The following is a 26,490-nucleotide window of genomic DNA, read 5'->3' on the forward strand; positions in this document are numbered from 1 at the left end:
CTCGATAGTTCTTTCCATATACTCAACCAGGCAAACATTCAGTTACATCCGGACATAAACGTGACATAGAGCACATTCCGGCTGGAACGCAATTTCACTTAAGGAACTATCATGGCGACACAACCGTCTGGCCTGCTCAAGCATATTATGCAGGGCAGTCTTGTTAAACAGATCCTTGTCGGGCTGGTGCTCGGTATTCTGCTGGCGTGGATCTCTAAACCTGCGGCGATTGCCGTGGGTCTGCTGGGTACTCTCTTTGTAGGCGCACTGAAAGCCGTCGCGCCGGTTCTGGTCCTGATGCTGGTGATGGCCTCTATCGCCAACCACCAGCATGGGCAGAAAACCAGTATTCGCCCTATTCTCTTTCTCTATCTGCTGGGCACCTTCTCCGCCGCGCTGACAGCGGTAGTGTTCAGCTTCCTGTTCCCTTCAACGCTGCATCTGGTTACCGGCGCAACGGAGATCACGCCGCCGTCAGGCATCGTTGAGGTGCTGCGCGGCCTGCTGCTGAGCATGGTCTCTAACCCGGTCGACGCCCTGCTGAACGCCAACTACATTGGTATTCTGGTCTGGGCCGTCGGTCTGGGCTTCGCCCTGCGCCACGGCAACGAGAGCACCAAGAATCTGATTAATGACTTCTCGAATGCAGTGACCTTTATGGTGCAACTGGTGATCCGTTTCGCGCCTGTCGGTATCTTTGGTCTGGTCGCCTCTACTCTCGCCACCACCGGTTTTGACACCCTGTTTGGCTATGCCCAGCTGCTGACGGTGCTGATCGGCTGCATGCTGCTGGTGGCGCTCATCATCAACCCGCTGCTGGTGTTCTGGAAGATCCGCCGTAACCCCTATCCGCTGGTGTTCATGTGCCTGCGCGAAAGCGGGGTCTACGCCTTCTTTACCCGCAGCTCGGCGGCCAATATCCCGGTTAATATGGCGCTGTGCAAAAAGCTGAACCTGGACCGCGACACCTACTCCGTCTCCGTGCCGCTGGGCGCAACCATCAATATGGCAGGGGCGGCCATCACCATCACGGTGCTGACCCTGGCGGCGGTAACAACGCTGGGCATCCCGGTGGATCTGCCTACGGCGCTGCTGCTGAGCGTGGTTGCCTCCCTTTGCGCCTGCGGTGCCTCCGGCGTGGCGGGCGGCTCGCTGCTGCTGATCCCGCTGGCCTGTAATATGTTCGGTATTCCGAACGATATCGCCATGCAGGTAGTGGCGGTGGGCTTTATCATCGGCGTTCTGCAGGACTCCTGCGAGACGGCACTGAACTCCTCTACCGACGTGCTCTTTACCGCCGCGGCCTGTATGGCAGAAGACGAGCGCCTGGCGAAAAACGCGCTGCGTAGTTAAAAACAAAAGCCCGGTGGCGGCTACGCCTTACCGGGCCTTCAAAGTCAAACGGTCACCTTCGGGTGACCGTTTTTATTGCGCGTAGGTCGGGTAAGCGTTAGCGCCACCCGACAAAACGCTTACAGCGTAACGCCACTTTTGAAGATAGCCAGCTCGCGGAACTCGTTGCGCTCGTTGCAGGTCTGTTTGCCGTTAGCGATCTCAACGATGGTATCCACGAACTCGGTCAGCACCTGCGGCATCAGTTTGCCGTGGATCAGCTGACCGGCGTCAAAGTCGATCCAGTGCTTTTTCTTCGCTGCCAGCTCGCTGTTGGTGGCGATTTTCACCGTCGGCACAAAGCCGCCGTAGGGCGTACCGCGACCGGTAGAGAAGAGCACCATATGGCAGCCCGCCCCAGCCAGGGCGCTGGTAGCAACGGCATCGTTACCCGGCGCGCTCAGCAGATTCAGGCCGTGGGTTTTCAGACGCTCGCCGTAGCGCAGCACGTCAACCACCTGGCTGGCACCCGCTTTCTGGGTACAGCCCAGCGACTTCTCTTCCAGGGTTGTAATGCCACCCGCTTTGTTGCCCGGCGATGGATTCTCGTAGATCGGCTGGTTGTGGGCGATAAAGTACTGTTTGAAGTCGTTCACCATGGTGACAGTTTTTTCAAACGTGGACTCATCGCGGCAGTGGCTCATCAGGATCTGCTCGGCGCCAAACATCTCCGGTACTTCAGTCAGCACGGTGGTGCCACCGTTGCCGATCACATAGTCCGAGAAGCGACCCAGCATCGGGTTGGCGGTGATGCCGGAGAGACCATCAGAGCCGCCGCACTCGAGGCCAAACTTCAGCTCGCTCAGCTTGCCCGGTTCGCGTTTATCATTACGCATTGCGTTATAGAGCTGGTGCATATGCTCAAGGCCCGCTTCCACTTCGTCTTCCTGGTGTTGGCAGACCATAAAGTGGACGCGGTCCGGGTCGAAGTCGCCCAGCGTTTCGCGGAAGGCATCAACCTGGTTGTTCTCACAGCCGAGGCCAATCACCAGCACCGCACCCGCATTCGGATGACGCACCATGTTTTGCAGCATGGTGCGGGTGTTGACGTGGTCATCCCCGAGCTGCGAGCAGCCGTAGGTGTGGCTGAACAGGAAGACGCCGTCGGTGCCTTCAGCATTCTGCGTCTCTTTTAAGAAACGGGTCTGGATCTGGCGGGCGATGCCGTTGACGCAGCCGACGGTTGGCAGGATCCACAGCTCGTTGCGGATACCTACCTCACCGTTGGCCCGACGGTAGATCTCAACGTCGCGATCCGCCGCCTGCGCCTGCACAGCCTGAAGATCGGGTTGATAGCTATACTCGTCCAGATCGCTCAGATTGGTGCGCGCATTGTGAGAGTGAATGTATTCACCCTCCGCGATATCTGCCGTGGCGTGACCAATAGGCAGACCGTATTTCACCACGTTTTGCCCCTGCGAAATGGTCTGCAGGGCAAACTTATGCCCGCGTCCCACCGGCTGGCGCAGCCGTACGGTGTGGTTATCGACAGAAATTTCCGCGCCTTCCGCCAGGTCAGCCAGCGCGACTGCGACGTTATCTAGCGAATGGATCTTGATGTATTGCATATCAACCTCAAACGGCCTTAGTTCAGTTCAATCGCGAAGTAATCACGCGCATTGTTAAAGCAGATATTTCTCACCATCTCGCCCAGCAGCTGGATATCTGCCGGTGCTTCCCCGGCAGCGACCCAGCGGCCAATCATCTGGCACAGGATGCGGCGGAAATATTCGTGACGGGTATAGGAGAGGAAGCTGCGGCTATCGGTCAGCATCCCTACGAAGCGGCTTAACAGGCCAAGCTGTGCCAGCTGGGTCATCTGACGCTCCATGCCATCTTTCTGGTCGTTAAACCACCAGCCGGAGCCGAACTGCATCTTGCCCGGCATACCTTCACCCTGGAAGTTGCCGATCATGGTGCCCAGCACTTCGTTGTCGCGCGGGTTCAGGCAGTAAAGAATGGTTTTTGGCAACAGATTCTCTTCGTTCTGCTTGCTGAGCAGCTTAGACAGCTCTTCCGCCAGCGGACGGTCGTTAATGGAGTCGAAGCCGACGTCCGGTCCCAGCAGTTTGAACTGACGCAGGTTGTTATTACGCAGCGCGCCAATGTGGTACTGCTGTACCCATTCGCGGCGGGCATATTCCGCACCCAGCCAGACCAGCACGGCGGTCTTAAACTGCGCGACTTCGCGCTCGCTCAGGGTCTCGCCCGCCAGACGACGGGCAAGGATGCTATCCAGCTCGGCTTCGCTCGCCTCGGCAAACAGCACCACGTCCAGCGCATGGTCAGAGACTTTACAGCCGTGGGCGGCAAAGTGATCCAGACGCTTAGTCAGCGCGGTTTGCAGATCGCTAAAGCGGCGGATATCGGTATCGGAGACTTCCCCCAGCTTCGCCATGTAGTCGTTAAAGGTCGCCAGCTCAATGTTGAACGCCTTATCCGGACGCCAGCTCGGCAGCACTTTGATGCTGAAGGAGGTGTCTTTCGCCACGCTGGCATGGTGCTCCAAAGAGTCGATCGGATCGTCAGTGGTGCCGACCATCTTCACATTCATCTGCTGCATGATGCCGCGGGCGGAGAATTTGTCCTGGGCCAGCAGCGCGTTGCCCTGCTCCCAGATCTCATCGGCGGTCGCCGGAGAGAGCAGCTTACCTGTAATACCAAACGGGCGGCGCAGCTCGAGGTGTGTCCAGTGGTATAACGGGTTACCAATGGTGTGCGGCACGGTGGCTGCCCACGCGTCAAACTTTTCGCGGTCAGAGGCGTCGCCGGTACACAGGCGCTCAGGCACACCGTTAGTGCGCATCGCACGCCACTTATAGTGATCGCCTTTCAACCAGATGTCATACAGGTTTTTGAAACGGTAGTTATCCGCAATCTGCTGCGGCGGCAGGTGGCAATGATAGTCGAAAATCGGCTGATCTTTCGCGTAATCATGGTACAGACGGCGAGCAAATTCAGTATCCAGCAGGAAATCTTCGGTCATAAAAGCGGTCATTATCGTCTTCCTCTAAACGAGAGCGTTAGATGCGTACGTTCAATGCTGACAAAGTTATCACACCAATTTCTATAGACCGAAGATATTTTCGTGAGTTAGATCAATAAACGCTGACAAAAAATTTACCCTTAAGGGAGTAAACTCGCCGCCAGCCCGCGCCAGCTCTGGCTTTGCTGACGCGGCATAATGCCCACACAGAGAAAAGCACTTTTGTGATGTCACTCACCTTTTAAAGTTGTATGACAAGTTATCTTTCCTGCCGTCGCAGAACATACACCGACGGAATGCATTACAGGTGATTAATCACTGAGTTTACCGGTACGGATACCGATTTGTGCACGCACACTGATGGCAAGGTCCGGGCCGTTTCGGGAGATATTCCCGGCTACGCCCCCCGTTACACCTCCCCCGGCTCGATCCGGAGGAGGGGCCGCCCAAGGCGGAAATAACATAACGATGAGGTTTTACATGCGTAAAATTAAAGGTTTACGTTGGTACATGATAGCGCTGGTGACGCTGGGCACCGTGCTGGGCTACCTGACCCGTAACACCATAGCCGCGGCTGCGCCAACGCTAATGGAAGAGCTGCACATCTCCACGCAGCAGTACTCTTATATCATCGCGGCCTATTCCGCCGCCTACACCATCATGCAGCCGGTTGCAGGCTATGTGCTGGATATCCTCGGTACTAAAGTTGGCTACGCTGTCTTCGCCGTAACCTGGGCAATCTTCTGTGGTGCGACAGCGCTGGCAGGCAGCTGGGGTGGTTTAGCGCTGGCCCGTGGTGCAGTCGGTGCCGCTGAAGCCGCCATGATCCCGGCCGGCCTGAAAGCTGCGTCCGAGTGGTTCCCGGCGAAAGAGCGTTCTATCGCTGTAGGCTACTTTAACGTCGGTTCCTCTATTGGTGCGATGATTGCGCCGCCGCTGGTGGTATGGGCTATCGTCATGCACAGCTGGCAGCTGGCTTTCATTATCTCCGGCGTGTTGAGCTTCGCCTGGGCGATGGCCTGGCTGATCTTCTACAAACACCCGCGCGATCAGAAAAAATTAACCGAAGAAGAGCGTGGCTATATCATTGGCGGTCAGGAAGCACAGCATCAGACCAACAACGGTAAGAAGATGTCCGTCTGGCAGATTCTGGGCACCCGTCAGTTCTGGGGTATCGCCCTGCCGCGTTTCCTGGCAGAGCCAGCCTGGGGTACCTTCAACGCCTGGATCCCGCTGTTCATGTTTAAAGTCTACGGCTTTAACCTGAAAGAGATCGCCATGTTTGCCTGGATGCCCATGCTGTTCGCAGACCTCGGCTGTATCGTTGGGGGTTATCTGCCGCCGCTGTTCCAGCGCTGGTTTGGCGTGAACCTGATCGTCTCCCGTAAAATGGTGGTGACCATGGGTGCGGTGCTGATGATCGGCCCAGGCATGATCGGCCTGTTCACCAGTCCGTATGTCGCTATCGCCCTGCTGTGCGTCGGCGGCTTTGCTCACCAGTCTCTGTCTGGTGCGCTGATCACCCTCTCCTCTGACGTGTTTGGCCGTAATGAAGTGGCTACCGCCAACGGCCTGACCGGTATGGCGGCCTGGACAGCGAGCACCATGTTTGCTCTGGTGGTCGGTGCGCTGGCTGACACCATCGGCTTCAGCCCGCTGTTCGCCGTGCTGGCAGTGTTCGACGTGCTGGGGGCTATCGTTATCTGGACCGTGCTGAAGAGCAAGTCCGCAGCGGAACTCGAAGAAGAGAAGCGAGCCGTTGGTGGTCCTGCCACCCAACACTAAGCACATTCAGTAACGCATCACGCGTTTACCAAAAGCCGCCTGTACTATTCGGGCGGCTTTTTCGTTACTGGTATGGTGGGAATTTAGGAAAAGTGGTATAACAAATCTATCTATCCTGTCTCGCCTGGAGCACAAATGGAAATCACCGAATCACGCCGTTTATATCAGCAGCTGGCCGCTGAGCTAAAGAGCCGCATTGAGGACGGCGTGTACCTTGTCGGTGACAAACTGCCCGCCGAGCGCTTTATTGCCGATGAGAAGAGCGTTAGCCGCACCGTGGTGCGCGAAGCGATCATCATGCTGGAGGTTGAGGGCTACGTCGAGGTGCGTAAAGGCTCCGGTATCCATGTCATCTCTAACCAGGCGAAATATCAGCAGATCCCCGACGAATCCATGGAGTTTGCCAACTACGGCCCGTTCGAGCTGTTACAGGCCCGCCAGCTAATCGAGAGCAATATTGCCGAGTTTGCCGCTACCCAGGTGACCAAGCAGGACATCATGAAGCTGATGGAGATCCAGGACAAGGCGCGTCAGGAGAAATGCTTCCGCGACTCTGAGTGGGATCTCCAGTTCCACGTTCAGGTGGCGTTGGCCACGCAGAATACCGCCCTGGCAGCAATCGTGGAAAAAATGTGGACTCAGCGTACGCACAACCCGTACTGGAAAAAACTGCACGATCACATTGATGCGCGTACGGTGGATAACTGGTGCGACGATCATGACCAAATCCTTAAGGCGCTGATTCGTAAGGATCCGCACGCGGCCAAGCTGGCGATGTGGCAGCACCTCGAGAATACTAAGCTGATGCTGTTTAATGAAACCAGCGATGACTTTGAGTTTAACGCGGACCGCTATCTGTTTGCTGAAAATCCGGTGGTCCACCTCGATACCGCAGCAAGCGCGGTGAAATAACACTCTTCTCTTTTAAAGCGTAGGCGTAGATGCGCCTGCGCTGTTCAATCAATGACATAACGGGGTCAGAAACCGTATAGAGTGTCAGCCTTTGTAAATACCTTTGTCACCCCCCTCCTCGGCAAGCAAAATCAATTCCTAAAATACGTATTTTCAGTGACGCAGATCTCTGGCGTTTGTTACAATTAGATGCAATTTCTCTCCAGCGGCGTTAACCCCGATATTCGTTAACCGATGTACCAGGAACACTGAATGGAACTACTTACCCAGTTACTGAACGCTTTATGGCACCAGGATTTCGAAACGCTGGCGAATCCTTCCATGATCGGCATGCTCTATTTTGTTTTGTTTATGATTCTGTTTCTGGAAAACGGCCTGCTGCCAGCGGCATTTTTACCGGGGGATAGCCTGCTGGTGCTGGTAGGCGTGCTGATTGCAAAAGGGGCGATGGGCTATCCGCAAACCATACTGCTGCTGACCGCTGCCGCCAGCCTCGGCTGCTGGGTGAGCTATATACAGGGGCGATGGCTGGGCAACACGCGGATCGTGCAGAACTGGCTGTCACACTTGCCCGCACACTACCATCAGCGGGCGCACCATATGTTCCATAAGCACGGACTCTCCGCGCTGCTGGTTGGCCGCTTTATTGCCTTTGTGCGTACGCTGCTACCGACGATTGCCGGTCTCTCCGGCCTGAACAATGCCCGCTTCCAGTTCTTTAACTGGATGAGCGGCCTGCTGTGGGTGGTGATCCTGACCACCTTTGGTTATCTGCTGGGCAAGACGCCCGTGTTTCTCAAATATGAAGATGCACTCATGTCCTGCCTGATGCTGCTGCCGGTGGTTCTGCTGGTAGTTGGGCTGGTTGGCTCGCTGTTCGTTTTATGGAAGAAAAAATATGGAAATCGGCAGTAATCCACGTTCGCGACGCGTGCTGATGCACCAGTGCGCCTTTGCGCTGGCAACCATTATGCTCTTTACCCTGCTCTTCTCTGCCTGGGCCACCCTGCAGCAGCGTGAGTCAACGCTCGCCATTCGCCCGGGTAACCAGAGCGTCAGCGTGCCGGATGGTTTCTCCGTCTGGCACCACCTTGACGCTAACGGCATCCGTTTTAAAAGCATTACGCCAAAAAATGACACCCTGGTCATCACCTTTGACTCCAGCGCGCAAAGCGCTGCAGCGAAAGTGGTCTTAGACCGCACCCTGCCGCAGGGATACATCATTGCCCTTCAGGACGATGACGACCAGACCTCCGCATGGCTCACCCGTCTGCGGGATACGCCTCACCGTCTGGGCTAACCTTCTACTAATCCGAATCTTTTCACTTACTTTGGTGATCTTCGCGTTTACTTACTATGCTTGAGTAGACGGGAACAGTGTCACTCTTTTACTGACTGCATTACCGGCATTTCATGGTGATATGCCGCTAAAACAAGGGAAAGTTATAAGAATGAGATACCGCATCGTACTGGCGTTAAGCCTTTTTTCTTTAAGCGCCGCTTCGCAGGCCGTATCGCTTTGCCAGGAGAAAGAACAGGATATCCTGCGCGAAATTAGCTACGCCGAGAAGCATAACAATCAGAGCCGCGTTGACGGCCTGAACAAGGCGCTTACGGAAGTAAAAGCCAACTGCACTGACAGCAAGCTGCGCGCAGACCACCAGAAAAAAATTGCTGAACAGAAGGAAGAGGTTGCTGAACGCCAGCAGGATCTGACTGAAGCACAGCAAAAAGGCGATGCGGATAAAGTGACCAAACGTGAACACAAGCTGAGAGAGGCGCAGGAAGAGCTGCGTATGCTTGAGGCCCGTGATTATTAAAGGAAGTTACCACTCGCTCACTGGAGAGAACTATGTCTAAGTCTAAAGATACTACTGCCGATCATCTGCGCGCTGAGTTGAAATCCCTGACGGATACCCTGGAAGAGGTGTTAAGCAGCTCCGGGGACAGATCGAAAGAAGAGCTGAGTAAGCTGCGTACCAAAGCAGAACGTGCCCTGCACGAAAGCCGCTATCGTCTGGGTGAAACCAGCGATGTTATTGCCAAGCAAACCCGTGAAGCCGCCACGCGCGCCGATGAATATGTGCGCGAGAACCCGTGGACTGGTGTAGGGATTGCAGCTGCCGCCGGTGTGGTGCTGGGCGTGCTGCTGACGCGACGCTGATTATGGCTGACTTACGTCAAACAAGCGGGCCAGGAAAAAGCGTCCTGGGTATTGGGCAACGCATTATGACCATCCTCGTTGAGATGGTGGAAACGCGTTTGCGGCTGGTTGTGGTGGAACTGGAAGAAGAGAAAGCAAACGTCATCCAGATGCTCCTGATGTTGGGGCTTACCATGCTGCTGGCTGCCTTTGGCCTGATGAGCCTGATGGTTCTCATCATCTGGGCTATCGACCCTCAATACCGTCTTAACGCGATGATCGCTACCACTGTGGTTCTGCTGGTAGGCGCTATCATCGGCGGTTTCTGGACGCTGCATAAGGCTCGACAATCAACATTCCTGCGCCATACGCGCGGTGAGCTGGCTAACGATCGTTCTCTGCTGGAGGAGGATAAAAAGTGAGCAGTAGTAAAGCGGAGCGTCTCAAACGCAAAGCGATGCTGCTAAGCCAGATCCAGCAGCAGCGCCTCGATCTCACCGCCAGCCGTCGCGACTGGCTGGAGACGACGGGCGCTTACGATCGCGGCTGGAATACTTTTCTTAGTATGCGATCGTGGCTGTTGGTGGGCAGCAGTCTGATGGCGGTGCGGACCGTGCGTCACCCCAACATGCTGCTGCGCTGGGCGAAACGCGGGTTTGCCGCGTGGAGTACCTGGCGTCTGGTACAGTCCACTATCAAGCAGCAACGCCTGCGTTAATCACCTACACCCACGATGCCCGGTGGCGCTACGCTTACCGGGCTTACTCCTTTTTTAATCCCTCAGATTATTTGATAAAGATTAACAGTTTTCCTTGCTAACAATCCCTCTCCGCCGCGTTTATTATCCTCTCCATCGACAGCAAACAGGCAGCAAACGCCCGTCAGCGCTGGAAAAATGACATTAGCGGCCTCTGCGGCCTCATGGAGAGTAAAATGAAAAAATTAGAAGATATTGGTATTCTGGTAGCGCGTATTCTGATGCCAATTCTGTTTATTACCGCTGGCTGGGGCAAAATTTCTGGTTATGCAGGCACTCAGCAGTATATGGAAGCGATGGGCGTACCTGGCTTCATGCTGCCGCTGGTTATCCTGCTTGAGTTTGGCGGCGGTCTGGCAATTCTGTTTGGTTTCCTGACCCGTACCACCGCGTTGATTACCGCCGTCTTTACGCTGCTCACCGCGTTCCTCTTCCACAGCAACTTTGCGGAAGGCATGAACTCCATTATGTTCATGAAAAACCTGACCATCGCAGGCGGTTTCCTGCTGTTGGGTATTACCGGTCCGGGCGCATTTAGCATCGACCGCGTGCTGAATAAAAAGTGGTAAGGCTTCTATACTGATAGCAATTCAAGGCGGGGAGATATCTCTCCGCTTAACCTTTTCCCGGCAGTAAGGAGAGCACCATGGGACAGCTTATTGACGGCGTCTGGCATGACGTCTGGTACGACACAAAGTCAACCGGCGGACGTTTTAAACGCTCGGAGTCCGCGTTCCGTAACTGGCTGACCGCCGACGGCGAAGCCGGCCCGACGGGCGAAGGCGGTTTTGCTCCCGAGAAAGATCGCTACCATCTTTATGTCTCCCTCGCCTGCCCATGGGCGCACCGGACGTTGATTTTCCGCGCGCTAAAGGGTCTTGAACCGTTTATCGACGTCTCAGTGGTTAACCCGCTGATGCTGGAGAGCGGCTGGACCTTTGATGATAGCTTCCCGGCGGCCACCGGCGACAAGCTCTATCAGCACGATTTTCTCTACCAGCTCTATCTCCACGCTGACCCACACTATACCGGGCGCGTTACCGTGCCGGTGCTGTGGGACAAGAAAAATCACACTATCGTCAGCAATGAGTCTGCGGATATTATTCGCATGCTTAATACTGCGTTTGACGCGCACGGCGCGAAAGCGGGCGACTACTATCCGCCAGAGCTGCGGGCGCAGATTGATGAGCTGAATAGCTGGATCTACGACAATGTGAACAACGGCGTCTACAAAGCCGGGTTCGCTACCAGCCAGGAAGCCTACGACGAGGCAGTAGAGAATGTCTTTGCCTCGTTGGCGCGGCTGGAGCAGATCCTCGGCCAGCACCGCTACCTGACCGGTAATCGTCTGACCGAGGCGGATATTCGCCTGTGGACGACGCTGGTACGTTTTGATCCGGTCTACGTCACGCACTTCAAGTGCGATAAGCACCGGATCAGCGACTACCTGAACCTGTACGGATTCCTGCGGGATATCTACCAGATGCCGGGCATTGCCGAAACCGTGGACTTTGCCCACATTCGCAACCACTACTACCGCAGCCATAAGACCATCAACCCGACGGGGATTATCTCTATCGGCCCATGGCAGGATCTGGATGAGCCGCACGGGCGCGATACCCGCTTCGGCTAAGCTATCAGGGCACCCTCAGGGTGCCCTTTTTATTGCCTGGTTCCCTGCAAAAAGCTTAGGGATCTCCCGCAGGCACCAGGCCTTCGCCTCGCCCATGCTGTCGCGCCGCCAGGCCATAATGATATCCACCTCGCTGGTGGATTCCGGGCTGACCACCCGCAGACGCCCTTCGGCGATATCCTGCTCCACCAGCGGGTAAGGCATGGTGGCTACGCCTAGCCCGGCCAGCAGCGCGTTGCGCTTATCCTCCAGGCTGCTCACCGTCAGGCGCGGCTGCTTGTCCAGCAGCTGTACGGTAAGCACTGGGCGCTCGCGGGCGGTATCGGCTACCGCGACGCCGCGATATTTCACCCGCGTCACCTCAGAGAGTGGCTCCGGCTCCTGGTGAATAGGATGATCCGGCGCGGCGACGTAGACGTTGAGGAGCGTGTAGAGCTTGCGCGAGTTGATCTCTGACGACGAGCGGAAGTGCATATCCGGGGCGATAACGATATCCGCCCGGCCCTGCTCCAGGCGCTCCCATGCCCCCGCCAGCACTTCGGTAATAATGGAGAGCTGGGTATTGGCTTTCGTTGCCAGCCTCTCCACCAGCGGGAAAAAGGAGGGCGTTGGCACCAGCGCCTCGCTCACCAGCGTCAGGTGTGTCTCCCAACCGCGAGCCAGCGCTTCGGCGTCGGTGGTGAGCTTGTCGGCGGCCTCCAGCAGGACGCGTCCCCGCTCCAGCAGCATGCGCCCAACGTTGGTAAATTTTGTTCGGTGTCCGGAGCGGTCGAAGAGCACGACGTCCAGCTCTTCCTCTAACTTCTGCATGGTATAGCTCAGCGCGGAGGGCACCCGGCCCAGTTCATCCGCCGCTGCGGCAAAACTGCCACGCCTGTCGATGGCGTCCATGACGCGTAATGCTTCGAGCGTCAACGCTCTCTCTTTAGCCATTTCGTTCTCATTCAGGAAATTTGAACATACCGGGCAGAATATCTGGCTAACATTGCAGCGTCCATACCTTTACCATTGATTTAGTGTAAAGAGAGGTCAGAATTATGATTACTACCAGAACAGCCAAACAGTGCGGACAGGCAGATTTCGGATGGCTGCAGGCCCGTTATACCTTCTCCTTTGGACACTACTTCGACCCTAAACTGCTGGGCTACGCCTCCCTGCGGGTGCTGAACCAGGAGGTTCTGGCCCCCGGCGCGTCATTCCAGCCGCGTACCTACCCTAAGGTGGATATTCTTAACCTGATCCTTGAGGGAGAAGCCGAGTACCGCGATAGCGATGGTCACCATGTACAGGCGAAGGCGGGTGAAGCGTTGCTGATAGCGACCCAGCCGGGGATCAGCTATAGCGAGCATAACCTAAGCAAAGATAAATCCCTGACGCGGATGCAGCTCTGGCTGGACGCCTGCCCGGAGCGGGAGAACCCGCCAATGCAAAAAATGGCCATTACAGGTCAGCAGCAGCTGCTGGCCTCCCCTGACGGGCATGATGAAAGTATGCAGCTACGTCAGCAGGTCTGGCTGCACCATATTGAGCTGGACCAGGGCGAGCAGGTTAGCTTCCAGCTGCACGGTCCACGCGCCTACCTGCAGTCGATTCATGGCAGGTTTCATGCCCTGACGCCGCAGGAAGAGCACAAGGCGCTGACCTGTGGCGACGGGGCGTTTATTCGCGACGAGGCGCAAATTACGCTGGTAGCGGACACGCCGCTGCGGGCGCTGCTGGTTGATTTACCTGTTTGACCCTGAAACGCCGGGCGGCGCTGCGCTTGCCCGGCCTACGGTTTTTAGACTTTGTGTGCCATGATGTCGATAATCTGCCGGTCGGTTGCCTGCATCGCCCGGCAGGCCAACGCACAGAGGTTAGCGATCGACTGTTCTACATCGTGCGCCACAATCCCCTCATTGCCGGTCACGGCAGTTTCATCCAGCGCCATCAGCACCGCTTTCCACGCTGACGAGACGCTGGTCGAGACTTTCATGGCGCAGCTGTTGGATGCGCCATCGCAGATCATTCCGCTGACGTCGCCGATCATGCTGCTGATAGCCCTGGCGAGGGTGTCATAGCGTCCGTCCATCAGCCACGCCATCCCTGCCGCCGCCCCCATAGCCGCCGTTGTCGCGGCGCAGAGTGCCGACAGGCGCGGAAGCTGATTATGAATGTAGATCGCGCTGAGATGGGAAAGCATCAGCGCCTGGGCCAGCTGCTCGTCACTCACACCTAAAAACTCAGCGACCACCACAACCGGCAGCGTGGCGGCGATCCCCTGGTTGCCGGATCCCGAGTTGCTCATGGCTGGCAGCGCCGCGCCGCCCATTCGTGCATCCGAGGCGGCGCTGGTACGGATCACAATCGCCGAAGAGAGATCGTTCCCCAGCAGGCCGCGATCGCGCTGTTTTTGCAGCGTGGTGCCAATATGCAGACCCCACTCCTGCGCCAGCCCCTCCCGGGAGAGCGTGTCGTTGATGCGAGCGGCATCGAGAATGAAGCGGATCCGCTCAAACGGAGCCTGCTCGATGAAGATAAGAATGTTGCGCAGCGTGGTCTGTGACAGCGCCGCCAGCGGATCCTCACCGCTCTCGCTCTCATGGTCACGGCGCTGGAAAACCGTCTCGCCCTGCTTTTCGATCCTTACGATGCGGGTATGATCGCCCTCGATCGTCGCGCTGGCCTGGCTGTCCGCCGTATAGACACAGGCACGGGCATAGAGGATCTCACTGCACGGCTCCTGTACCCTGACGCTTACCCGCCCCTCGACCAGCATCGCTTTGGCATTTGCGATTGCCGCTGGCGACGCGGCTTTTAGCACTTCCAGCCCGGCGGCGGCATCGCCTCCGAGCGCGCCGAGGGCGGCGGCAATCGGCAGGCCTACCATGCCCGTTCCCGGCACGGTGACCCCCATACCGTTTTTCAGCAGATTAGGCGAGACATAGCACTCCACGCGCTCGATGCTGCCGGATAGCTGCGCGGCGGCGGTGGCGGCGGCCAACGCCAGCGATACCGGCTCGGTACAGCCCAGCGCGGGTTTAACCTCCTGGCGTACGATCTGAATAAACCGATCCCATTCCGGGGTCCATTTTACATCTGACATAATAGCGTCCATCTGTTTCATGAGATTAATAGCATCAGGCGAAGGCCAGCAGCGGTGAAATACAGAGCAGCAGACCGGTAATGATGATGATTTTCAGCGACAGGCCTTTGTACTTGTGCAGAGCCGGCACCTTATAGACCAGCCAGGCGGGAATTAAGCAGCCGATCAGGCCGAATATAGGGCTACAGATTGAGGTGAAGCTCAGCACCGGAGCATTAAGCACAATCGCGCTCCAGGCCAGCAGAATGGCGAAGATCATGATCCCGCCCTGCACATATTTTTCATCAAACTGCCGGGTCGGGAATTTACGCCGCAGCAGGTTCATGACAATGCCCTGGGTCGCCTCGCGAAAGCCGAGATAGACGCCAAAGAAAGCGGTCATCACGGCAAAGATATTTAAAATAACGCTAACTACTTTTACCCAGCCTGCGCCCTCGCCGCTAATAAACTGGGCGGCAATGGCCAGCGCGGAGATATTTTGCTGATACGCTTTCACCGCTTCATCGTGGCCCATAGCCAGGGTGAATGAGACAGCGTAGAAAAAGACGGTAATAAACAGAATGGCAAAAGCGATATTCATCGCCCGCCGGGCTTTATAGCGAGCAACCTCAACCGACTTCTCTTTGGCGCGGTAGGAGATAACCATCGGGCTGAGGGTCTGGATAAAAAGAATGGAGGTCAGGGTAAAGGGCAGCGTAATGATCGCATTCTTAATCAGCAGGCCTGCGGGCGGAAGCGTCCCGGCATTGTAGAGATGCCATAGTCCCACCATGCTCAGCCCCAACGCCGCGACCACCAGCAGCTTGGTCAGCACCATCAGGCTCGAGACCTTAAACAGCAGCTTCTCGCCGCGCGAGGAGATGGCGACCAGAATGCAGATTAGCACCAGGCCGTAGAAGGGGTTATCGGAGAGCAGACCTTTAGTGATGCCAAAGGTATGGAGATAGGAAGCGCTGTCGTTGGTAATGGCGGTGGAGTAGACGAACATCCAGATCACCAACATAACAAAATAGAGCGCACCTAATAAGACGCCCCAGTTTTTACCTAAATAGCCGCTAATGACGCTGGGATAGTCTTTACACTCCGGCGACTCCGCTAGCGTATTAATAAATAATCGCTGGAAGAGATACATTGCCGGATAGCCAATAATAGAGGAGAGCAGAAATACCCACAGCCCCATTAATCCCACCTGCACCGGTAAAAATACAATTCCCGCGCCAATGGCCATGCCGATACTCATAATGACCCAGCCCGTATCGGTACTGTCGAATTTAATTGCTTCACGCCACGCCTGCTCCGACATCCCTGCCTTTCGTGCCGCCGCAGATGTGCCTTGCATCACATCAATACTATTATTGGTACTCATAATGCTCTCGCTTCTTAATGTAGGGACAGATTTATTATCGATGCCGCTGATACCGCGGCTATTGGTATGGATTAATCGTAATCAGGAAGCGGGAGAAAAACTTGGCTATTGTTTAATTTGAATGGGAGAGTGAGAGAAACGACCGCTGTGCTTTCATCTGAATAAATAAAAATATTCTAACGCTGGTGTATGTGTGAAGGGGATCACGCAGGATTACTTACCGTAAAAAACAAAAAACCCCGCCGAGGCGGGGTTCTGTGTAAAGAGTGAAACTGACCGATAAGCCGGGTTCTGTCGTTGGACAGTCATTCATCTAGGCCAGCAATCGCTCACTGGCTCAAGCAGCCTACCCGGGTTCAGTACGGGCCGTACCTTATGAACCCCTATTTGGCCTTGCTCCGGGTGGAGTTTACCGTGCCACGGACTGTTACCAGCCGCGCGGTGCGCTCTTACCGCACCCTTTCACCCTTACCTGATCCCACTTGCGTGGGCCATCGGCGGTTTGCTCTCTGTTGCACTGGTCGTGGGCTGTGACACCCCCCAGGCGTTACCTGGCACCTTGCCCTATGGAGCCCGGACTTTCCTCCCCTCCGCCCGTCTCCCCCGAAGGAGGACGACGACGAAGCGGCGACTGTCTGGTCAGCTTCGGCGCGCAGTATAGAGGGTTTACGCCCCGCTGTCACCCCTCCGTCAACATCCCAACCCGCAGGGTGGCGGCAATGTTGCGTGAAGCGCGGTAGATATTGTCGAATGCACCACGGAAGGCCTCTTCCAGCGTGCCGATGCTGGTCAGCACGCTAAATACCGCATCGATACCGTACTGATGCACGACGCCTACGTCGCGCGTCAGGCTGCCCGCAATGCCGATCACCGGCTTATGGTATTTCTTGGCAACGTTCGCCACGCCCACAGGCACCTTGCCGTGAATGCTCTGGCTGTCGATTCGCCCCTCGCCGGTGACCACCAGCGTACAGTCGTGAATATGCTCCTCCAGGTTCAGCGCCTGGGTGACGATCTCAATGCCGCTGCGTAGCTCTGCGCCAAGGAAAGCCATCAGCGCCGCGCCCATCCCGCCCGCCGCGCCCGCGCCAGGTACGTTTTTTACGTCCACGCGCAGGGATTTTTTAATCACGTCGGCATAGTGATTAAGATTGTTGTCCAGCTCAACGATCTGCGCTTCGGTGGCCCCTTTCTGCGGGCCAAAGATGCGCGATGCGCCCTGATCCCCCGTCAGCGGGTTCGTCACATCGCAGGCGACACGGATGGTGCACGCTGCCAGACGCGGATCCAGCCCGCTGATGTCGATGGTGTTAAGGCTCATCAGGCTGCCGCCGCCGTGGCCGATCTCGGTGCCGTTCGCATCGCACAGCTTAGCGCCCAGCGCCTGCACCATGCCCGCACCGCCGTCGTTTGTGGCGCTGCCGCCGATGCCAATAATGATATTCCGTGCGCCGTGCTCCAGCGCGTGCAGAATAAGCTCCCCGGTGCCGCGCGAGGTGGTAATTAACGGGTTACGTTGTTCAGGTGGCACGAGGGCCAGTCCGCTGGCAGCGGCCATCTCGATAAAGGCGGTATTACCGTCGCCGGACATCCCCCAGCGGGCGTCAACGCGCTCCCCCAGCGGGCCGGTCACCGATGCCGTATGCTCCGCACCCTGGGTGGCGGCAATCATCGCCTCAACCGTTCCTTCCCCACCGTCGGCGACCGGAACGGAGACGTACTGTGCATCCGGAAAAATTTCCCGGAAGCCTTTTTCTATCGCCTGGGCTACCTCGGTAGCAGAGAGGCTTTCTTTATAAGAGTCTGGGGCGATTACGATTTTCATATCAGTAGCCTGTTACTGCACGCGGCATAGATTCCGGGCGCGTCGCCGCGCCCGTTTTTTATTAGCGAGCGATTTCTACCTTCGCCAGTTTTTCGTAGTAGCACGCAAGGGCGCTGTGGTCGTCGTTGCCGTGACCGTCAGCACGCAGCGCCTGCATCATCTCCATCACCGCTGCGGTCAGCGGCAGCTGCGCGCCCACGCCATGGGAAGTATCCAGCGCGTTCGCCAGATCTTTGATATGCAGATCGATGCGGAAGCCCGGCTTGAAGTTGCGATCCAGCACCATCGGCGCTTTCGCCTCCAGCACGGTGCTGCCCGCCAGGCCGCCGCGGATAGCCTGGAATACCAGATCCGGGTTCACGCCTGCTTTGGTCGCCAGACTCAGCGCCTCAGACATGGCGGCAATATTCAGCGCCACGATCACCTGGTTTGCCAGCTTGGTCACGTTGCCCGCGCCGATATCACCGGTGTGCACCACCGAGCCAGCCATCGCTTTCAGCAGGTCGTAGTACTTATCGAACAGCGCCTTGTCGCCACCGACCATTACGGAGAGCGTGCCGTCGATGGCTTTCGGTTCCCCGCCGCTCACCGGTGCGTCCAGCATCTGTACGCCTTTCGCCTTCAGCGCGTCGCTGATTTCACGGCTGGCCAGTGGTGCGATGGAGCTCATGTCGATCAGCACGGTGCCCTCTTTTGCACCTTCGATAATGCCGCCTTCGCCCAGCGCCACCTCTTTTACGTGCGGGGAGTTCGGCAGCATGGTGATGATCACATCACACTGCTCGGCAATCTCTTTTGCCGTAGAGGCAGTTTCTGCACCGGCAGCAATCACTTCAGCAACCGCCTCATGATTACGGTCAGAAACCACCAGCGAGTAACCGGCTTTAATGAGGTTTTTACTCATTGGTTTACCCATGATGCCCAGGCCAATAAAACCAACTTTCAGTGTCATAGTGCGTCTCTCTCTTCAGTTCGGTGGTGGTTATTTCTTAAATGAATCAGCTAAGCGCTGGGTTCCGGCGCGGAATACGCCCAGGTCACTGCCAACGGCAACGAAGGTTGCGCCCCACTCCAGGTAACGGCGCGCATCGGCCTCTACCGGCGCGAGGATGCCGCTTGGCTTACCGTGCGCTTTGGCACGGGCAAAAATGTGCTGGATGCAACGCTGTACTTCGGGGTGCGATGCGTTGCCTAAGTGGCCCAGCGCGGCAGCAAGGTCGCTTGGGCCAACGAAGATCCCGTCCACGCCGTCGGTGGCGGCGATAGCATCGACGTTGTCTACGCCCTGCTGGCTTTCAATCTGCACCAGGATAGTGATGTTCTTGTTTGCCTGGCCGAAGTAGTCCGGCACGGTGCCAAACATGTTAGCGCGGTGGGAGACCGATACGCCGCGAATGCCCTCTGGCGGATAGCGGGTAGAGGCGACTGCCAGTACGGCCTCCTCTTCACTCTCGACAAACGGGATCAGGAAGTTGTAGAAGCCGATATCGAGAAGGCGCTTAATGGCAATCGGATCGTTAGCCGGGGCACGGACAACCGGCGCGCTGCTGCTGCCCTTGAGGGCCATCAGCTGCGGGATAAAGGTGGTGACATCGTTCGGTGCATGTTCGCCGTCGAGTACCAGCCAGTCAAAGCCCGCCAGACCCAGCACTTCGGTGCTGATCGGGCTTGCCAGCGCGGACCAGCAGCCAATCTGAATCTGATGCGCTGCCAGCGCAGCCTTGAATTTGTTTGGGAAGATATCGTTAGTCATCATCTATACCTTGAAGTAACCGTTGCTTAATTCCGCAGTTCCATACGCTTGATGTCGCCTACCACGAACAGGTAGCAGAACATCGCCATCAGTGCTGAACAGCCGACGAACACCAGTGCAGCGTTAAAGGAGTGCAGCTCGCTGACCAGGTAACCAATTACCAGCGGAGTGACAATGGAGGCCACGTTGCCAAACACGTTGAATACCCCGCCGCAAAGTCCAACAATCTCTTTTGGCGCGGTGTCGGAGATCACCGGCCAGCCGAGGGCACCAAACCCTTTCCCGAAGAATGCCAGCGCCATCAGCGTGACCACCAGGGTGGTATTATTGGTGTAGTTACACAGAATGATGCTCGACGCCAGCAGCATTCCCAGTACGATAGGCAGCTTACGCGCCAGGGTAATTGTTGCGCCACGTTTAATCAGGTGATCCGAGAAGACCCCGCCCAGCACGCCACCGGCAAAGCCGCACAGCGCCGGAATAGAGGCCACCAGGCCCACTTTCAGAATCGACATCCCCTTCTCCTGCACCAGGTAGATAGGGAACCAGGTGAGGAAGAACCACGTAATGGTGTTGATAAAATACTGGCCGAAGAACACACCCAGCATCATGCGGTTGGTCAATAATTGCTTGATGTAGTGCATTTTCGGACCCGCCACCGCCGCGCCGGGCTTTTTGTGGTCCATATCGACCACTGCGCCGCCTTTGGTGATGTACTCCAGCTCGTTGGCAGACATGTTCGGGTGGTCGGTAGGGTTATGGATAAACTTCACCCACATACCGGTCAGCACAAAGCCAATCACGCCCATTACGGTAAACACATGCTCCCAGCCCCAGGCGAAGGTCAGCCAGCCCAACAGCGGGGAGAAGAGCGCCAGAGAGAAGTACTGGGCAGAGTTGAAAATAGCCGATGCCGTGCCGCGCTCTTTGGTCGGGAACCACGCGGCAACAATACGGGCGTTAGCCGGGAACGAAGGCGCTTCAGAGAAGCCAAGCATGAAGCGCATGATAAACATCGACACGCCAGCCCAGGCCAGCGGGAAGAGATCAACGAACCCTTGCAGGAAGGTAAATAGCGACCAGAAAAAGAGGCTGTAGGTGTAAACTTTCTTCGAACCGTAGCGGTCCAGCAGCCAGCCGCCGGGGATCTGCATCAGCAGGTAGGCCCAGCCGAAGGCGGAGAAGATGTAGCCCATAGAGACGGCGCTGAGCTGCAGCTCTTTAGCGACTTCGGTCCCGGCGATAGAGAGCGTCGCGCGGTCCGCGTAGTTAATCGCCGTAACGATAAAGATAATGAGCAAGATTAAATAACGGGTAGGCATACCCTTTTTTGACTCAACGGCAGTATCCAGTATCATTTATTAATCCTCGGGCACGGTACTCTATTTTTATCGTTATATGAGGTGTATTTTCCTGATTATTTATTGATAGCAGGCAATATCAGGTAACTAACCAGATGCAATGAAATCGTGAATCAGTATAATCAGGCCACCAACATCACGCATTGTCACTTTGCTCAATTAATAAATTACTTCGGATGATTATATTGAGCATATGCACAACTCGCTGGGCGCTGATCCACAGATTTAGGCATTCGCCCTGCTGTGGGGCCTGTTACGGCAATAAGGAGTGATCTGGATCACATTCTTAACCAGAAACTCCTGACACTATTTATTCCATAGCAGTGTCGTTATATTTCTGATAATGAGAAACACGATCCACTCTTTACCGTTTTTGTTATCTCACACCTGGCTGGAGAATACTGGACAATGGCCGATATCGAAATTCGTCAAGAATCGCCGACGGCGTTTTATATTAAGGTTCATGAAACCGATAACGTGGCGATTATTGTCAATGACAATGGCTTAAGAGCCGGGACGCGTTTCCCGGATGGGCTTGAACTCATTGAGCATATCCCGCAGGGGCATAAAGTGGCACTGGTGGATATTCCCGCGCACGGTGACATTGTCCGCTACGGTGAAGTGATCGGCTACGCGGTGCGCGATATTGCCCGGGGAAGCTGGATCGACGAGTCCACCGTGGAGCTGCCAAAAGCGCCGCCGCTGAACACCCTGCCGCTGGCAACTAAGGTGCCGGAGCCGCTGCCCGCCCTGGAGGGTTACACCTTTGAAGGCTATCGCAACGCCGACGGCAGCGTCGGGACCAAAAACCTGCTGGGGATCACCACCAGCGTACACTGCGTCGCAGGCGTGGTGGACTACGTGGTTAAAATTATCGAGCGTGACCTGCTGCCGAAATACCCTAACGTTGACGGCGTGGTGGGTCTTAACCACCTCTACGGCTGCGGCGTGGCGATCAACGCCCCGGCAGCGGTAGTGCCTATCCGCACCATCCATAATATCGCCCTGAACCCTAATTTCGGCGGTGAAGTGATGGTAGTCGGTCTCGGCTGCGAGAAGCTCCAGCCGGAGCGCCTGCTGCAGGGAACGGAAGACGTGCAGGCAATCGCAGTAGACAGCGCCAGCATTGTACGCCTGCAGGATGAGCAGCACGTCGGCTTCCGCTCAATGGTTGACGATATTCTTCAGGTTGCCGAGCGCCACCTCATCAAGCTCAACGCTCGCCAGCGCGAAACTTGCCCGGCTTCCGAGCTGGTTGTTGGGATGCAGTGCGGCGGCAGCGACGCCTTCTCCGGTGTGACCGCTAACCCGGCGGTGGGCTACGCCTCAGACCTGCTGGTCCGCTGCGGTGCGACGGTGATGTTCTCCGAGGTGACCGAGGTGCGTGACGCTATCCATCTTCTCACCCCGCGCGCCATCAACGAGGAGGTGGGTAAACGCCTGCTGGAGGAGATGGCCTGGTACGATAACTATCTCGACATGGGTAAAACCGACCGCAGCGCCAACCCCTCTCCGGGTAACAAGAAAGGTGGCCTGGCTAACGTGGTTGAGAAAGCGCTTGGCTCTATCGCTAAATCCGGTCAGAGCGCCATCGTGGAAGTGCTCTCCCCGGGCCAGCGTCCAACGAAGCGCGGCCTGATCTACGCGGCTACCCCTGCCAGCGACTTTGTCTGCGGCACTCAGCAGGTAGCCTCCGGGATCACTGTTCAGGTGTTCACCACCGGGCGCGGTACGCCGTACGGCCTGGTGGCAGTGCCGGTGATCAAGATGGCGACCCGTACCGAGCTGGCTAACCGCTGGTACGATCTGATGGATATCAACGCTGGGACGATTGCGACCGGCGAAGAGAGCATTGAGGACGTCGGCTGGAAGCTGTTCCGCTTCATCCTTGACGTTGCCAGCGGCCGCAAGAAAACCTTCTCGGATCAGTGGGGACTGCACAACCAGCTGGCGGTGTTTAACCCAGCTCCGGTGACGTGATGTTTTTGCCGGGCGGCGCTGCGCTTGCCCGGCCTACGGTACATCAGCAATTTCTTCCGACATTCTTCCGACATTCTTCCGACACGCTGAATGTCGGTAACCTTATCCCTGCTGCTCCAGGGCGTACTTATAGAGGGCGTTCTTTTTCACGCCGTGGATCTCCGCGGCCAGCGCGGCGGCTTTTTTCAGCGGCAGCTCCGCCTGGAGCAGCGCCAGAGTGCGCAGCGCGTCGGCAGGCAGATCCTCCTCCTGGGCCTTATGCCCCTCGATAATCAGCACCATCTCGCCCTTGCGGCGGTTTTCGTCTTCCTTCACCCACGCCAGCAGCTCACCGATAGGCGCGCCGTGAATTGACTCCCAGGTCTTGGTCAGCTCACGGGCCAGCACCACGTAGCGGGATTCACCCAGCACGGTACAGATGTCCTCCAGGCTATCGAGCAGGCGGTGGGTAGACTCATAGAAGATCAGCGTACGCGGCTCGGCCTCCAGCGCTTTTAGCGTGTCGCGGCGGCCTTTGGATTTGGCAGGCAGGAAACCTTCGTAGCAGAAGCGATCCGACGGCAGTCCGGCGGCGCTGAGGGCGGCGATAGCGGCGCAGGGACCAGGGAGCGGCACCACGCGGATCCCCGCCTCGCGGCAGGTACGCACCAGGTGGTAGCCGGGGTCATTGATCAGCGGCGTCCCGGCGTCGGAAACGAGGGCGATGTTCTGCCCCTCTTTAAGCTTCGCCACCAGCGTATCCGCCTTCTGCTGCTCGTTATGGTCGTGAAGGGCAAACAGGCGGGCGCTGATAGCGAAGTGCTGGAGCAGCAGGCCGGTGTGGCGGGTATCCTCTGCGGCAACTAAATCAACGCTTTGCAACACGGTCAGCGCGCGCTGGGTGATATCAGCCAAATTCCCGATTGGCGTGGGTACAATGTAGAGCTGACCATGAGAATTCTCCGCCGATTCGTGTTGTTTCATTGTTTCATCCGTATTGCCGATTTAATATTGAGCATTGCGAAAAAAATATCACTGGATACAGAATGGTACAGTCAACATTTTTCCGTTTAAAAGCAGCGCGTTGTCTGCCTGTCGTGCTGGCCGCCCTGCTTTTTGCCGGCTGTGGAACACAGGCGCCAGACCAGAGCAGCGCACACATGCAGGGCACGGCGCAGGCTGACTCTGGCTTCTATCTCAGCCAGATGCAGCAAAGCACTGATGATACCAAGACCAACTGGCAATTACTCGCCATTCGTGCCCTGTTGAAGGAGGGCAAAAGCCAGCAGGCGGGCGAGCTGTTTAACCAGCTGCCGCAGGAGCTGACCGATACCCAGCGTAAAGAGCAGTCGCTGCTGGCCGTTGAGCTTAAGCTGGTGCAGAAGGATTTTGCCGGTGCGCAGGCGCTGCTTGATAAGCTGAAGCCCGCCGATTTCGAGGGTAACCAGTTGGCGCGCTACTGGCAGGCACAGATTGACGCCAGCCAGGGCCGCCCGTCGCTGGCGCTGCTGCGGGCCTTAATTGCCCAGGAGCCGCTGCTGGCGGCGAAGGATAAGCAGAAAAATATTGATGCCACCTGGCAGTCGCTCTCCTCTATGACGCCGGAGCAGGCGCAGGCGCTGGTGATCAACGCCGATGAGAACGTGCTGCAGGGCTGGCTCGATCTCCAGCGCGTCTGGTTCGATAACCGTACCGATCCAAACATGCTGAAGGCGGGGATCGGCGACTGGCAGACCCGCTATCCACAAAACCCCGGGGCGAAGATGCTGCCGACCGCGTTAACCAACGTGCAGAATTTTAAACCGGCTTCTACCAACAAAATCGCCCTGCTGCTGCCGCTGAACGGCCAGGCCGCGGTCTATGGCCGTGCTATCCAGCAGGGTTTTGAAGCGGCGAAGAACGGCGCACCTGCCGTGAGCGGCCCGGCAACGCCTGTCCAGGTTGCCCAGGCGGCGACAGCGGGAGACGCTGACGTCGTTAGCCCCTCCCAGGCACCGGTGGATGAGCTGACCCAGACCCAGCCTGCCGCACCGGTAGAGGCCCCGGTTACCGCTCCCGAGGCGACTCAAGCCTCAGAACCCGCTGAAACCGCTGCGCCAGCTAACACAGCTGCGCCTGTGAGCGCCCCTGACCCACAGGCGCAGCCAGCCGCGACGCCAGCGGTAGCCAGCACGCCGGCGAATCCCTCTGCCGAGCTGAAAATTTATGACACCAGCTCGCAGCCGCTCGATCAGATCCTCAACCAGGTTCAGCAGGACGGTGCCAGCATCGTGGTTGGCCCGCTGCTAAAGGGTAACGTTGAAGAGCTAATGCGCAGCAACACCGCCCTTAACGTGCTGGCGCTGAACCAGCCGGAGTCGGTGCAGAGCCGGGCGAACATTTGCTACTTCGCCCTCTCGCCGGAAGACGAGGCCCGCGACGCCGCCCACCACATGTGGGATCAGGGTCGGCGCGCGCCGCTGCTGCTGGTTCCGCGCAGCTCACTGGGGGATCGGGTTACCACCGCCTTTGCCGATGAGTGGCAGAAACTGGGCGGTGGTACCGTGCTGCAGCAGAAGTTTGGCTCCACGGCAGAACTGAAGATGGGCATCAACGGCGGCTCGGGTATCGCCCTGACTGGCACCCCGGTGGCCTCCAGCCTGCCACAACAGCAGGGGGTGACTATCGGCGGCCTGACCATTCCGGCCCCGCCGACCGACGCGCAGATCACCGGCGGCGGCAACGTCGATGCGGCCTATATCCTGGCAACGCCGAACGAGATCGCTCTCATCAAGCCGATGATCGCCATGCGCACCGGCAGCCACAGCAGTGCGGCCCTCTACGCCAGCTCGCGCAGCGCTCAGGGCGGCGCAGGCCCGGACTTCCGCCTCGAGATGGAAGGGTTACAGTTTAGCGAAATCCCGATGCTGGCAGGCAGCAACCCTGCGCTGATGCAGCAGGCGCTGGGCAGCGTCAACAACGACTACTCGCTGGCACGCCTGTATGCCATGGGCGTTGATGCCTGGGCGCTGGCCAACCACTTCGCCCAAATGCGTCAGGTTCCCGGCTTCGAGATCAGCGGTAATACTGGCGATCTCTCGGCTACTCCAGACTGCGTGATTAACAGGAAGTTATCATGGCTCAAATACCAGCAGGGGCAGATCGTCCCGGCCAGTTAAGCCGTAAACAGACCGGCGACGCGTGGGAAGCAACAGCGCGCCGCTGGCTGGAGGGCAAAGGACTGCGCTTTATCGCCGCCAACGTGCGTTCACGCGGCGGCGAGATTGACCTGATTATGCGCCAGGGTCCAACAACCGTCTTCGTTGAGGTTCGCTATCGTAAAACGGCCCGCTACGGTGGTGCAGCGGCCAGCATCACCCGCAGCAAGCAGTTGAAACTTCTGTCGGCGGCGCGTTTTTGGCTCGCCCGCCACAATGGGAGTTTTGACACTGTGGATTGCCGGTTCGATGTGGTAGCCTTCACCGGAAACGACGTGGAGTGGATACAAGACGCTTTTAACGACCGCTCATACTAGCTGACATTATAGGGATCAC

25 protein-coding genes and 1 other RNA gene are annotated in these 26,490 nt (G+C 57.2%); 15 read left to right on the forward strand and 11 right to left on the reverse strand.

Annotated features, from left to right (window positions below; all coding sequences use genetic code 11):
• The first annotated feature begins 111 nt into the window (after window positions 1-111).
• Window positions 112-1,353, forward strand: coding sequence for a serine/threonine transporter SstT (sstT, locus tag RTN40_RS12650; RefSeq protein WP_312228771.1), 1,242 nt, complete (start codon window positions 112-114; stop codon window positions 1,351-1,353).
• 119 nt (window positions 1,354-1,472) lie between these two features.
• On the opposite strand, the gene RTN40_RS12655 is transcribed toward sstT, so the two are convergent.
• Both RTN40_RS12655 and uxaC read right to left on the reverse strand, forming a co-directional pair.
• Window positions 1,473-2,960, reverse strand: a complete 1,488-nt coding sequence (locus RTN40_RS12655; RefSeq protein WP_312228772.1) for an altronate dehydratase family protein — start codon at window positions 2,958-2,960, stop codon at window positions 1,473-1,475.
• A gap of 17 nt (window positions 2,961-2,977) precedes the next feature.
• Window positions 2,978-4,390 carry a glucuronate isomerase gene (gene uxaC / locus RTN40_RS12660; protein ID WP_312212037.1) on the reverse strand — a complete coding sequence of 471 codons (1,413 nt, stop codon included), beginning with the start codon at window positions 4,388-4,390 and terminating at the stop codon, window positions 2,978-2,980.
• A 468-nt stretch (window positions 4,391-4,858) separates the two neighbouring features.
• On the opposite strand from uxaC, the gene RTN40_RS12665 reads away from it, so the two are divergent.
• The 10 genes from RTN40_RS12665 (at window position 4,859) to RTN40_RS12710 (ending at window position 11,608) form a co-directional block, all read left to right on the forward strand.
• Window positions 4,859-6,163, forward strand: coding sequence for an MFS transporter (locus tag RTN40_RS12665; protein ID WP_312228773.1), 1,305 nt, complete (start codon window positions 4,859-4,861; stop codon window positions 6,161-6,163).
• 135 nt (window positions 6,164-6,298) lie between these two features.
• Window positions 6,299-7,075, forward strand: a complete 777-nt coding sequence (gene exuR, locus RTN40_RS12670; protein WP_312212035.1) for a transcriptional regulator ExuR — start codon at window positions 6,299-6,301, stop codon at window positions 7,073-7,075.
• Between the two features lie 252 nt (window positions 7,076-7,327).
• The gene (gene yqjA / locus RTN40_RS12675) at window positions 7,328-7,990 is read left to right on the forward strand and encodes a DedA family general envelope maintenance protein YqjA (protein WP_312212034.1); all 663 of its coding nucleotides are present in this window, start codon (window positions 7,328-7,330) and stop codon (window positions 7,988-7,990) included.
• 22 nt (window positions 7,991-8,012) lie between these two features.
• A complete protein-coding gene (gene mzrA / locus RTN40_RS12680; protein WP_312228885.1) occupies window positions 8,013-8,375 on the forward strand; it encodes an EnvZ/OmpR regulon moderator MzrA in 363 nt (120 codons plus the stop codon).
• Window positions 8,376-8,526: 151 nt separating this feature from the next.
• Window positions 8,527-8,895, forward strand: coding sequence for a DUF1090 domain-containing protein (locus tag RTN40_RS12685; protein WP_312228774.1), 369 nt, complete (start codon window positions 8,527-8,529; stop codon window positions 8,893-8,895).
• Window positions 8,896-8,927: 32 nt separating this feature from the next.
• Entirely contained in the window at window positions 8,928-9,239 is a 312-nt protein-coding gene (locus RTN40_RS12690; RefSeq protein WP_103821300.1) for a YqjD family protein, read from the forward strand.
• Window positions 9,240-9,241: 2 nt separating this feature from the next.
• Window positions 9,242-9,640 (forward strand): phage holin family protein, encoded by a 399-nt coding sequence (locus RTN40_RS12695; protein WP_312212032.1) that lies wholly within the window; start codon window positions 9,242-9,244, stop codon window positions 9,638-9,640.
• Window positions 9,641-9,675: 35 nt separating this feature from the next.
• Window positions 9,676-9,936, forward strand: coding sequence for a YqjK-like family protein (locus tag RTN40_RS12700; protein WP_103821416.1), 261 nt, complete (start codon window positions 9,676-9,678; stop codon window positions 9,934-9,936).
• 215 nt (window positions 9,937-10,151) lie between these two features.
• A complete protein-coding gene (locus RTN40_RS12705) occupies window positions 10,152-10,544 on the forward strand; it encodes a DoxX family protein (protein ID WP_312228775.1) in 393 nt (130 codons plus the stop codon).
• Between the two features lie 77 nt (window positions 10,545-10,621).
• Window positions 10,622-11,608, forward strand: a complete 987-nt coding sequence (locus RTN40_RS12710; RefSeq protein WP_312228776.1) for a glutathione S-transferase family protein — start codon at window positions 10,622-10,624, stop codon at window positions 11,606-11,608.
• Between the two features lie 15 nt (window positions 11,609-11,623).
• Here the strand turns inward: RTN40_RS12710 and RTN40_RS12715 are convergent, their stop codons facing one another.
• A complete protein-coding gene (locus tag RTN40_RS12715; RefSeq protein ID WP_312228777.1) occupies window positions 11,624-12,541 on the reverse strand; it encodes a LysR family transcriptional regulator in 918 nt (305 codons plus the stop codon).
• A 104-nt stretch (window positions 12,542-12,645) separates the two neighbouring features.
• Between RTN40_RS12715 and RTN40_RS12720 the strand changes: the two genes are divergently transcribed.
• Window positions 12,646-13,344 carry a pirin family protein gene (locus tag RTN40_RS12720; protein WP_312228778.1) on the forward strand — a complete coding sequence of 233 codons (699 nt, stop codon included), beginning with the start codon at window positions 12,646-12,648 and terminating at the stop codon, window positions 13,342-13,344.
• Between the two features lie 44 nt (window positions 13,345-13,388).
• Here the strand turns inward: RTN40_RS12720 and RTN40_RS12725 are convergent, their stop codons facing one another.
• The 7 genes from RTN40_RS12725 to RTN40_RS12755 all read right to left on the reverse strand — a co-directional run bounded on the left by RTN40_RS12725 (window position 13,389) and on the right by RTN40_RS12755 (window position 20,995).
• Window positions 13,389-14,693: an L-serine ammonia-lyase, iron-sulfur-dependent, subunit alpha gene (locus RTN40_RS12725; protein WP_312228779.1), complete on the reverse strand. Its 1,305-nt coding sequence runs from the start codon at window positions 14,691-14,693 to the stop codon at window positions 13,389-13,391.
• Between the two features lie 34 nt (window positions 14,694-14,727).
• Window positions 14,728-16,059 carry a hypothetical protein gene (locus RTN40_RS12730; RefSeq protein ID WP_312228780.1) on the reverse strand — a complete coding sequence of 444 codons (1,332 nt, stop codon included), beginning with the start codon at window positions 16,057-16,059 and terminating at the stop codon, window positions 14,728-14,730.
• Between the two features lie 264 nt (window positions 16,060-16,323).
• Window positions 16,324-16,706, reverse strand: an RNA gene (gene rnpB, locus RTN40_RS12735) — RNase P RNA component class A.
• A gap of 32 nt (window positions 16,707-16,738) precedes the next feature.
• Entirely contained in the window at window positions 16,739-17,884 is a 1,146-nt protein-coding gene (gene garK, locus RTN40_RS12740) for a glycerate 2-kinase (protein WP_312228781.1), read from the reverse strand.
• Between the two features lie 61 nt (window positions 17,885-17,945).
• Complete coding sequence (gene garR, locus RTN40_RS12745) at window positions 17,946-18,836, reverse strand: 2-hydroxy-3-oxopropionate reductase (RefSeq protein ID WP_312228782.1); 891 nt, start codon at window positions 18,834-18,836, stop codon at window positions 17,946-17,948.
• Window positions 18,837-18,866: 30 nt separating this feature from the next.
• Window positions 18,867-19,637: a 2-dehydro-3-deoxyglucarate aldolase gene (gene garL / locus RTN40_RS12750; RefSeq protein ID WP_042390201.1), complete on the reverse strand. Its 771-nt coding sequence runs from the start codon at window positions 19,635-19,637 to the stop codon at window positions 18,867-18,869.
• Between the two features lie 26 nt (window positions 19,638-19,663).
• Window positions 19,664-20,995 (reverse strand): MFS transporter, encoded by a 1,332-nt coding sequence (locus RTN40_RS12755; protein WP_312228783.1) that lies wholly within the window; start codon window positions 20,993-20,995, stop codon window positions 19,664-19,666.
• 411 nt (window positions 20,996-21,406) lie between these two features.
• On the opposite strand from RTN40_RS12755, the gene garD reads away from it, so the two are divergent.
• The gene (gene garD / locus RTN40_RS12760) at window positions 21,407-22,978 is read left to right on the forward strand and encodes a galactarate dehydratase (protein ID WP_312228784.1); all 1,572 of its coding nucleotides are present in this window, start codon (window positions 21,407-21,409) and stop codon (window positions 22,976-22,978) included.
• Window positions 22,979-23,080: 102 nt separating this feature from the next.
• Here garD and rsmI read toward each other — a convergent pair whose 3' ends face one another.
• Window positions 23,081-23,941: a 16S rRNA (cytidine(1402)-2'-O)-methyltransferase gene (gene rsmI / locus RTN40_RS12765; RefSeq protein WP_312228785.1), complete on the reverse strand. Its 861-nt coding sequence runs from the start codon at window positions 23,939-23,941 to the stop codon at window positions 23,081-23,083.
• 62 nt (window positions 23,942-24,003) lie between these two features.
• Here rsmI and RTN40_RS12770 point away from each other — a divergent pair, with 62 nt between their 5' ends.
• Both RTN40_RS12770 and RTN40_RS12775 read left to right on the forward strand, forming a co-directional pair.
• Complete coding sequence (locus RTN40_RS12770; protein WP_312228786.1) at window positions 24,004-26,115, forward strand: penicillin-binding protein activator; 2,112 nt, start codon at window positions 24,004-24,006, stop codon at window positions 26,113-26,115.
• Complete coding sequence (locus tag RTN40_RS12775; RefSeq protein WP_312228787.1) at window positions 26,073-26,471, forward strand: YraN family protein; 399 nt, start codon at window positions 26,073-26,075, stop codon at window positions 26,469-26,471. Before RTN40_RS12770 ends, RTN40_RS12775 begins: the two co-directional genes overlap by 43 nt.
• Window positions 26,472-26,490 lie beyond the last annotated feature (19 nt).

Source organism: Pseudescherichia sp. (assembly GCF_031987975.1).
In the GTDB taxonomy this organism is placed as follows: Bacteria; Pseudomonadota; Gammaproteobacteria; order Enterobacterales; family Enterobacteriaceae; genus Pseudescherichia.

Bases quoted from the DNA above. Each gene is read 5' to 3' on its own strand.
- sstT (WP_312228771.1), top strand. From the start codon at position 112: ATGGCGACACAACCGTCTGGCCTGCTCAAGCATATTATGCAGGGCAGT.
- RTN40_RS12655 (WP_312228772.1), bottom strand. From the start codon at position 2,960: ATGCAATACATCAAGATCCATTCGCTAGATAACGTCGCAGTCGCGCTG.
- uxaC (WP_312212037.1), bottom strand. From the start codon at position 4,390: ATGACCGCTTTTATGACCGAAGATTTCCTGCTGGATACTGAATTTGCT.
- RTN40_RS12665 (WP_312228773.1), top strand. From the start codon at position 4,859: ATGCGTAAAATTAAAGGTTTACGTTGGTACATGATAGCGCTGGTGACG.
- exuR (WP_312212035.1), top strand. From the start codon at position 6,299: ATGGAAATCACCGAATCACGCCGTTTATATCAGCAGCTGGCCGCTGAG.
- yqjA (WP_312212034.1), top strand. From the start codon at position 7,328: ATGGAACTACTTACCCAGTTACTGAACGCTTTATGGCACCAGGATTTC.
- mzrA (WP_312228885.1), top strand. From the start codon at position 8,013: ATGCACCAGTGCGCCTTTGCGCTGGCAACCATTATGCTCTTTACCCTG.
- RTN40_RS12685 (WP_312228774.1), top strand. From the start codon at position 8,527: ATGAGATACCGCATCGTACTGGCGTTAAGCCTTTTTTCTTTAAGCGCC.
- RTN40_RS12690 (WP_103821300.1), top strand. From the start codon at position 8,928: ATGTCTAAGTCTAAAGATACTACTGCCGATCATCTGCGCGCTGAGTTG.
- RTN40_RS12695 (WP_312212032.1), top strand. From the start codon at position 9,242: ATGGCTGACTTACGTCAAACAAGCGGGCCAGGAAAAAGCGTCCTGGGT.
- RTN40_RS12700 (WP_103821416.1), top strand. From the start codon at position 9,676: ATGCTGCTAAGCCAGATCCAGCAGCAGCGCCTCGATCTCACCGCCAGC.
- RTN40_RS12705 (WP_312228775.1), top strand. From the start codon at position 10,152: ATGAAAAAATTAGAAGATATTGGTATTCTGGTAGCGCGTATTCTGATG.
- RTN40_RS12710 (WP_312228776.1), top strand. From the start codon at position 10,622: ATGGGACAGCTTATTGACGGCGTCTGGCATGACGTCTGGTACGACACA.
- RTN40_RS12715 (WP_312228777.1), bottom strand. From the start codon at position 12,541: ATGGCTAAAGAGAGAGCGTTGACGCTCGAAGCATTACGCGTCATGGAC.
- RTN40_RS12720 (WP_312228778.1), top strand. From the start codon at position 12,646: ATGATTACTACCAGAACAGCCAAACAGTGCGGACAGGCAGATTTCGGA.
- RTN40_RS12725 (WP_312228779.1), bottom strand. From the start codon at position 14,693: ATGTCAGATGTAAAATGGACCCCGGAATGGGATCGGTTTATTCAGATC.
- RTN40_RS12730 (WP_312228780.1), bottom strand. From the start codon at position 16,059: ATGAGTACCAATAATAGTATTGATGTGATGCAAGGCACATCTGCGGCG.
- garK (WP_312228781.1), bottom strand. From the start codon at position 17,884: ATGAAAATCGTAATCGCCCCAGACTCTTATAAAGAAAGCCTCTCTGCT.
- garR (WP_312228782.1), bottom strand. From the start codon at position 18,836: ATGACACTGAAAGTTGGTTTTATTGGCCTGGGCATCATGGGTAAACCA.
- garL (WP_042390201.1), bottom strand. From the start codon at position 19,637: ATGACTAACGATATCTTCCCAAACAAATTCAAGGCTGCGCTGGCAGCG.
- RTN40_RS12755 (WP_312228783.1), bottom strand. From the start codon at position 20,995: ATGATACTGGATACTGCCGTTGAGTCAAAAAAGGGTATGCCTACCCGT.
- garD (WP_312228784.1), top strand. From the start codon at position 21,407: ATGGCCGATATCGAAATTCGTCAAGAATCGCCGACGGCGTTTTATATT.
- rsmI (WP_312228785.1), bottom strand. From the start codon at position 23,941: ATGAAACAACACGAATCGGCGGAGAATTCTCATGGTCAGCTCTACATT.
- RTN40_RS12770 (WP_312228786.1), top strand. From the start codon at position 24,004: ATGGTACAGTCAACATTTTTCCGTTTAAAAGCAGCGCGTTGTCTGCCT.
- RTN40_RS12775 (WP_312228787.1), top strand. From the start codon at position 26,073: ATGGCTCAAATACCAGCAGGGGCAGATCGTCCCGGCCAGTTAAGCCGT.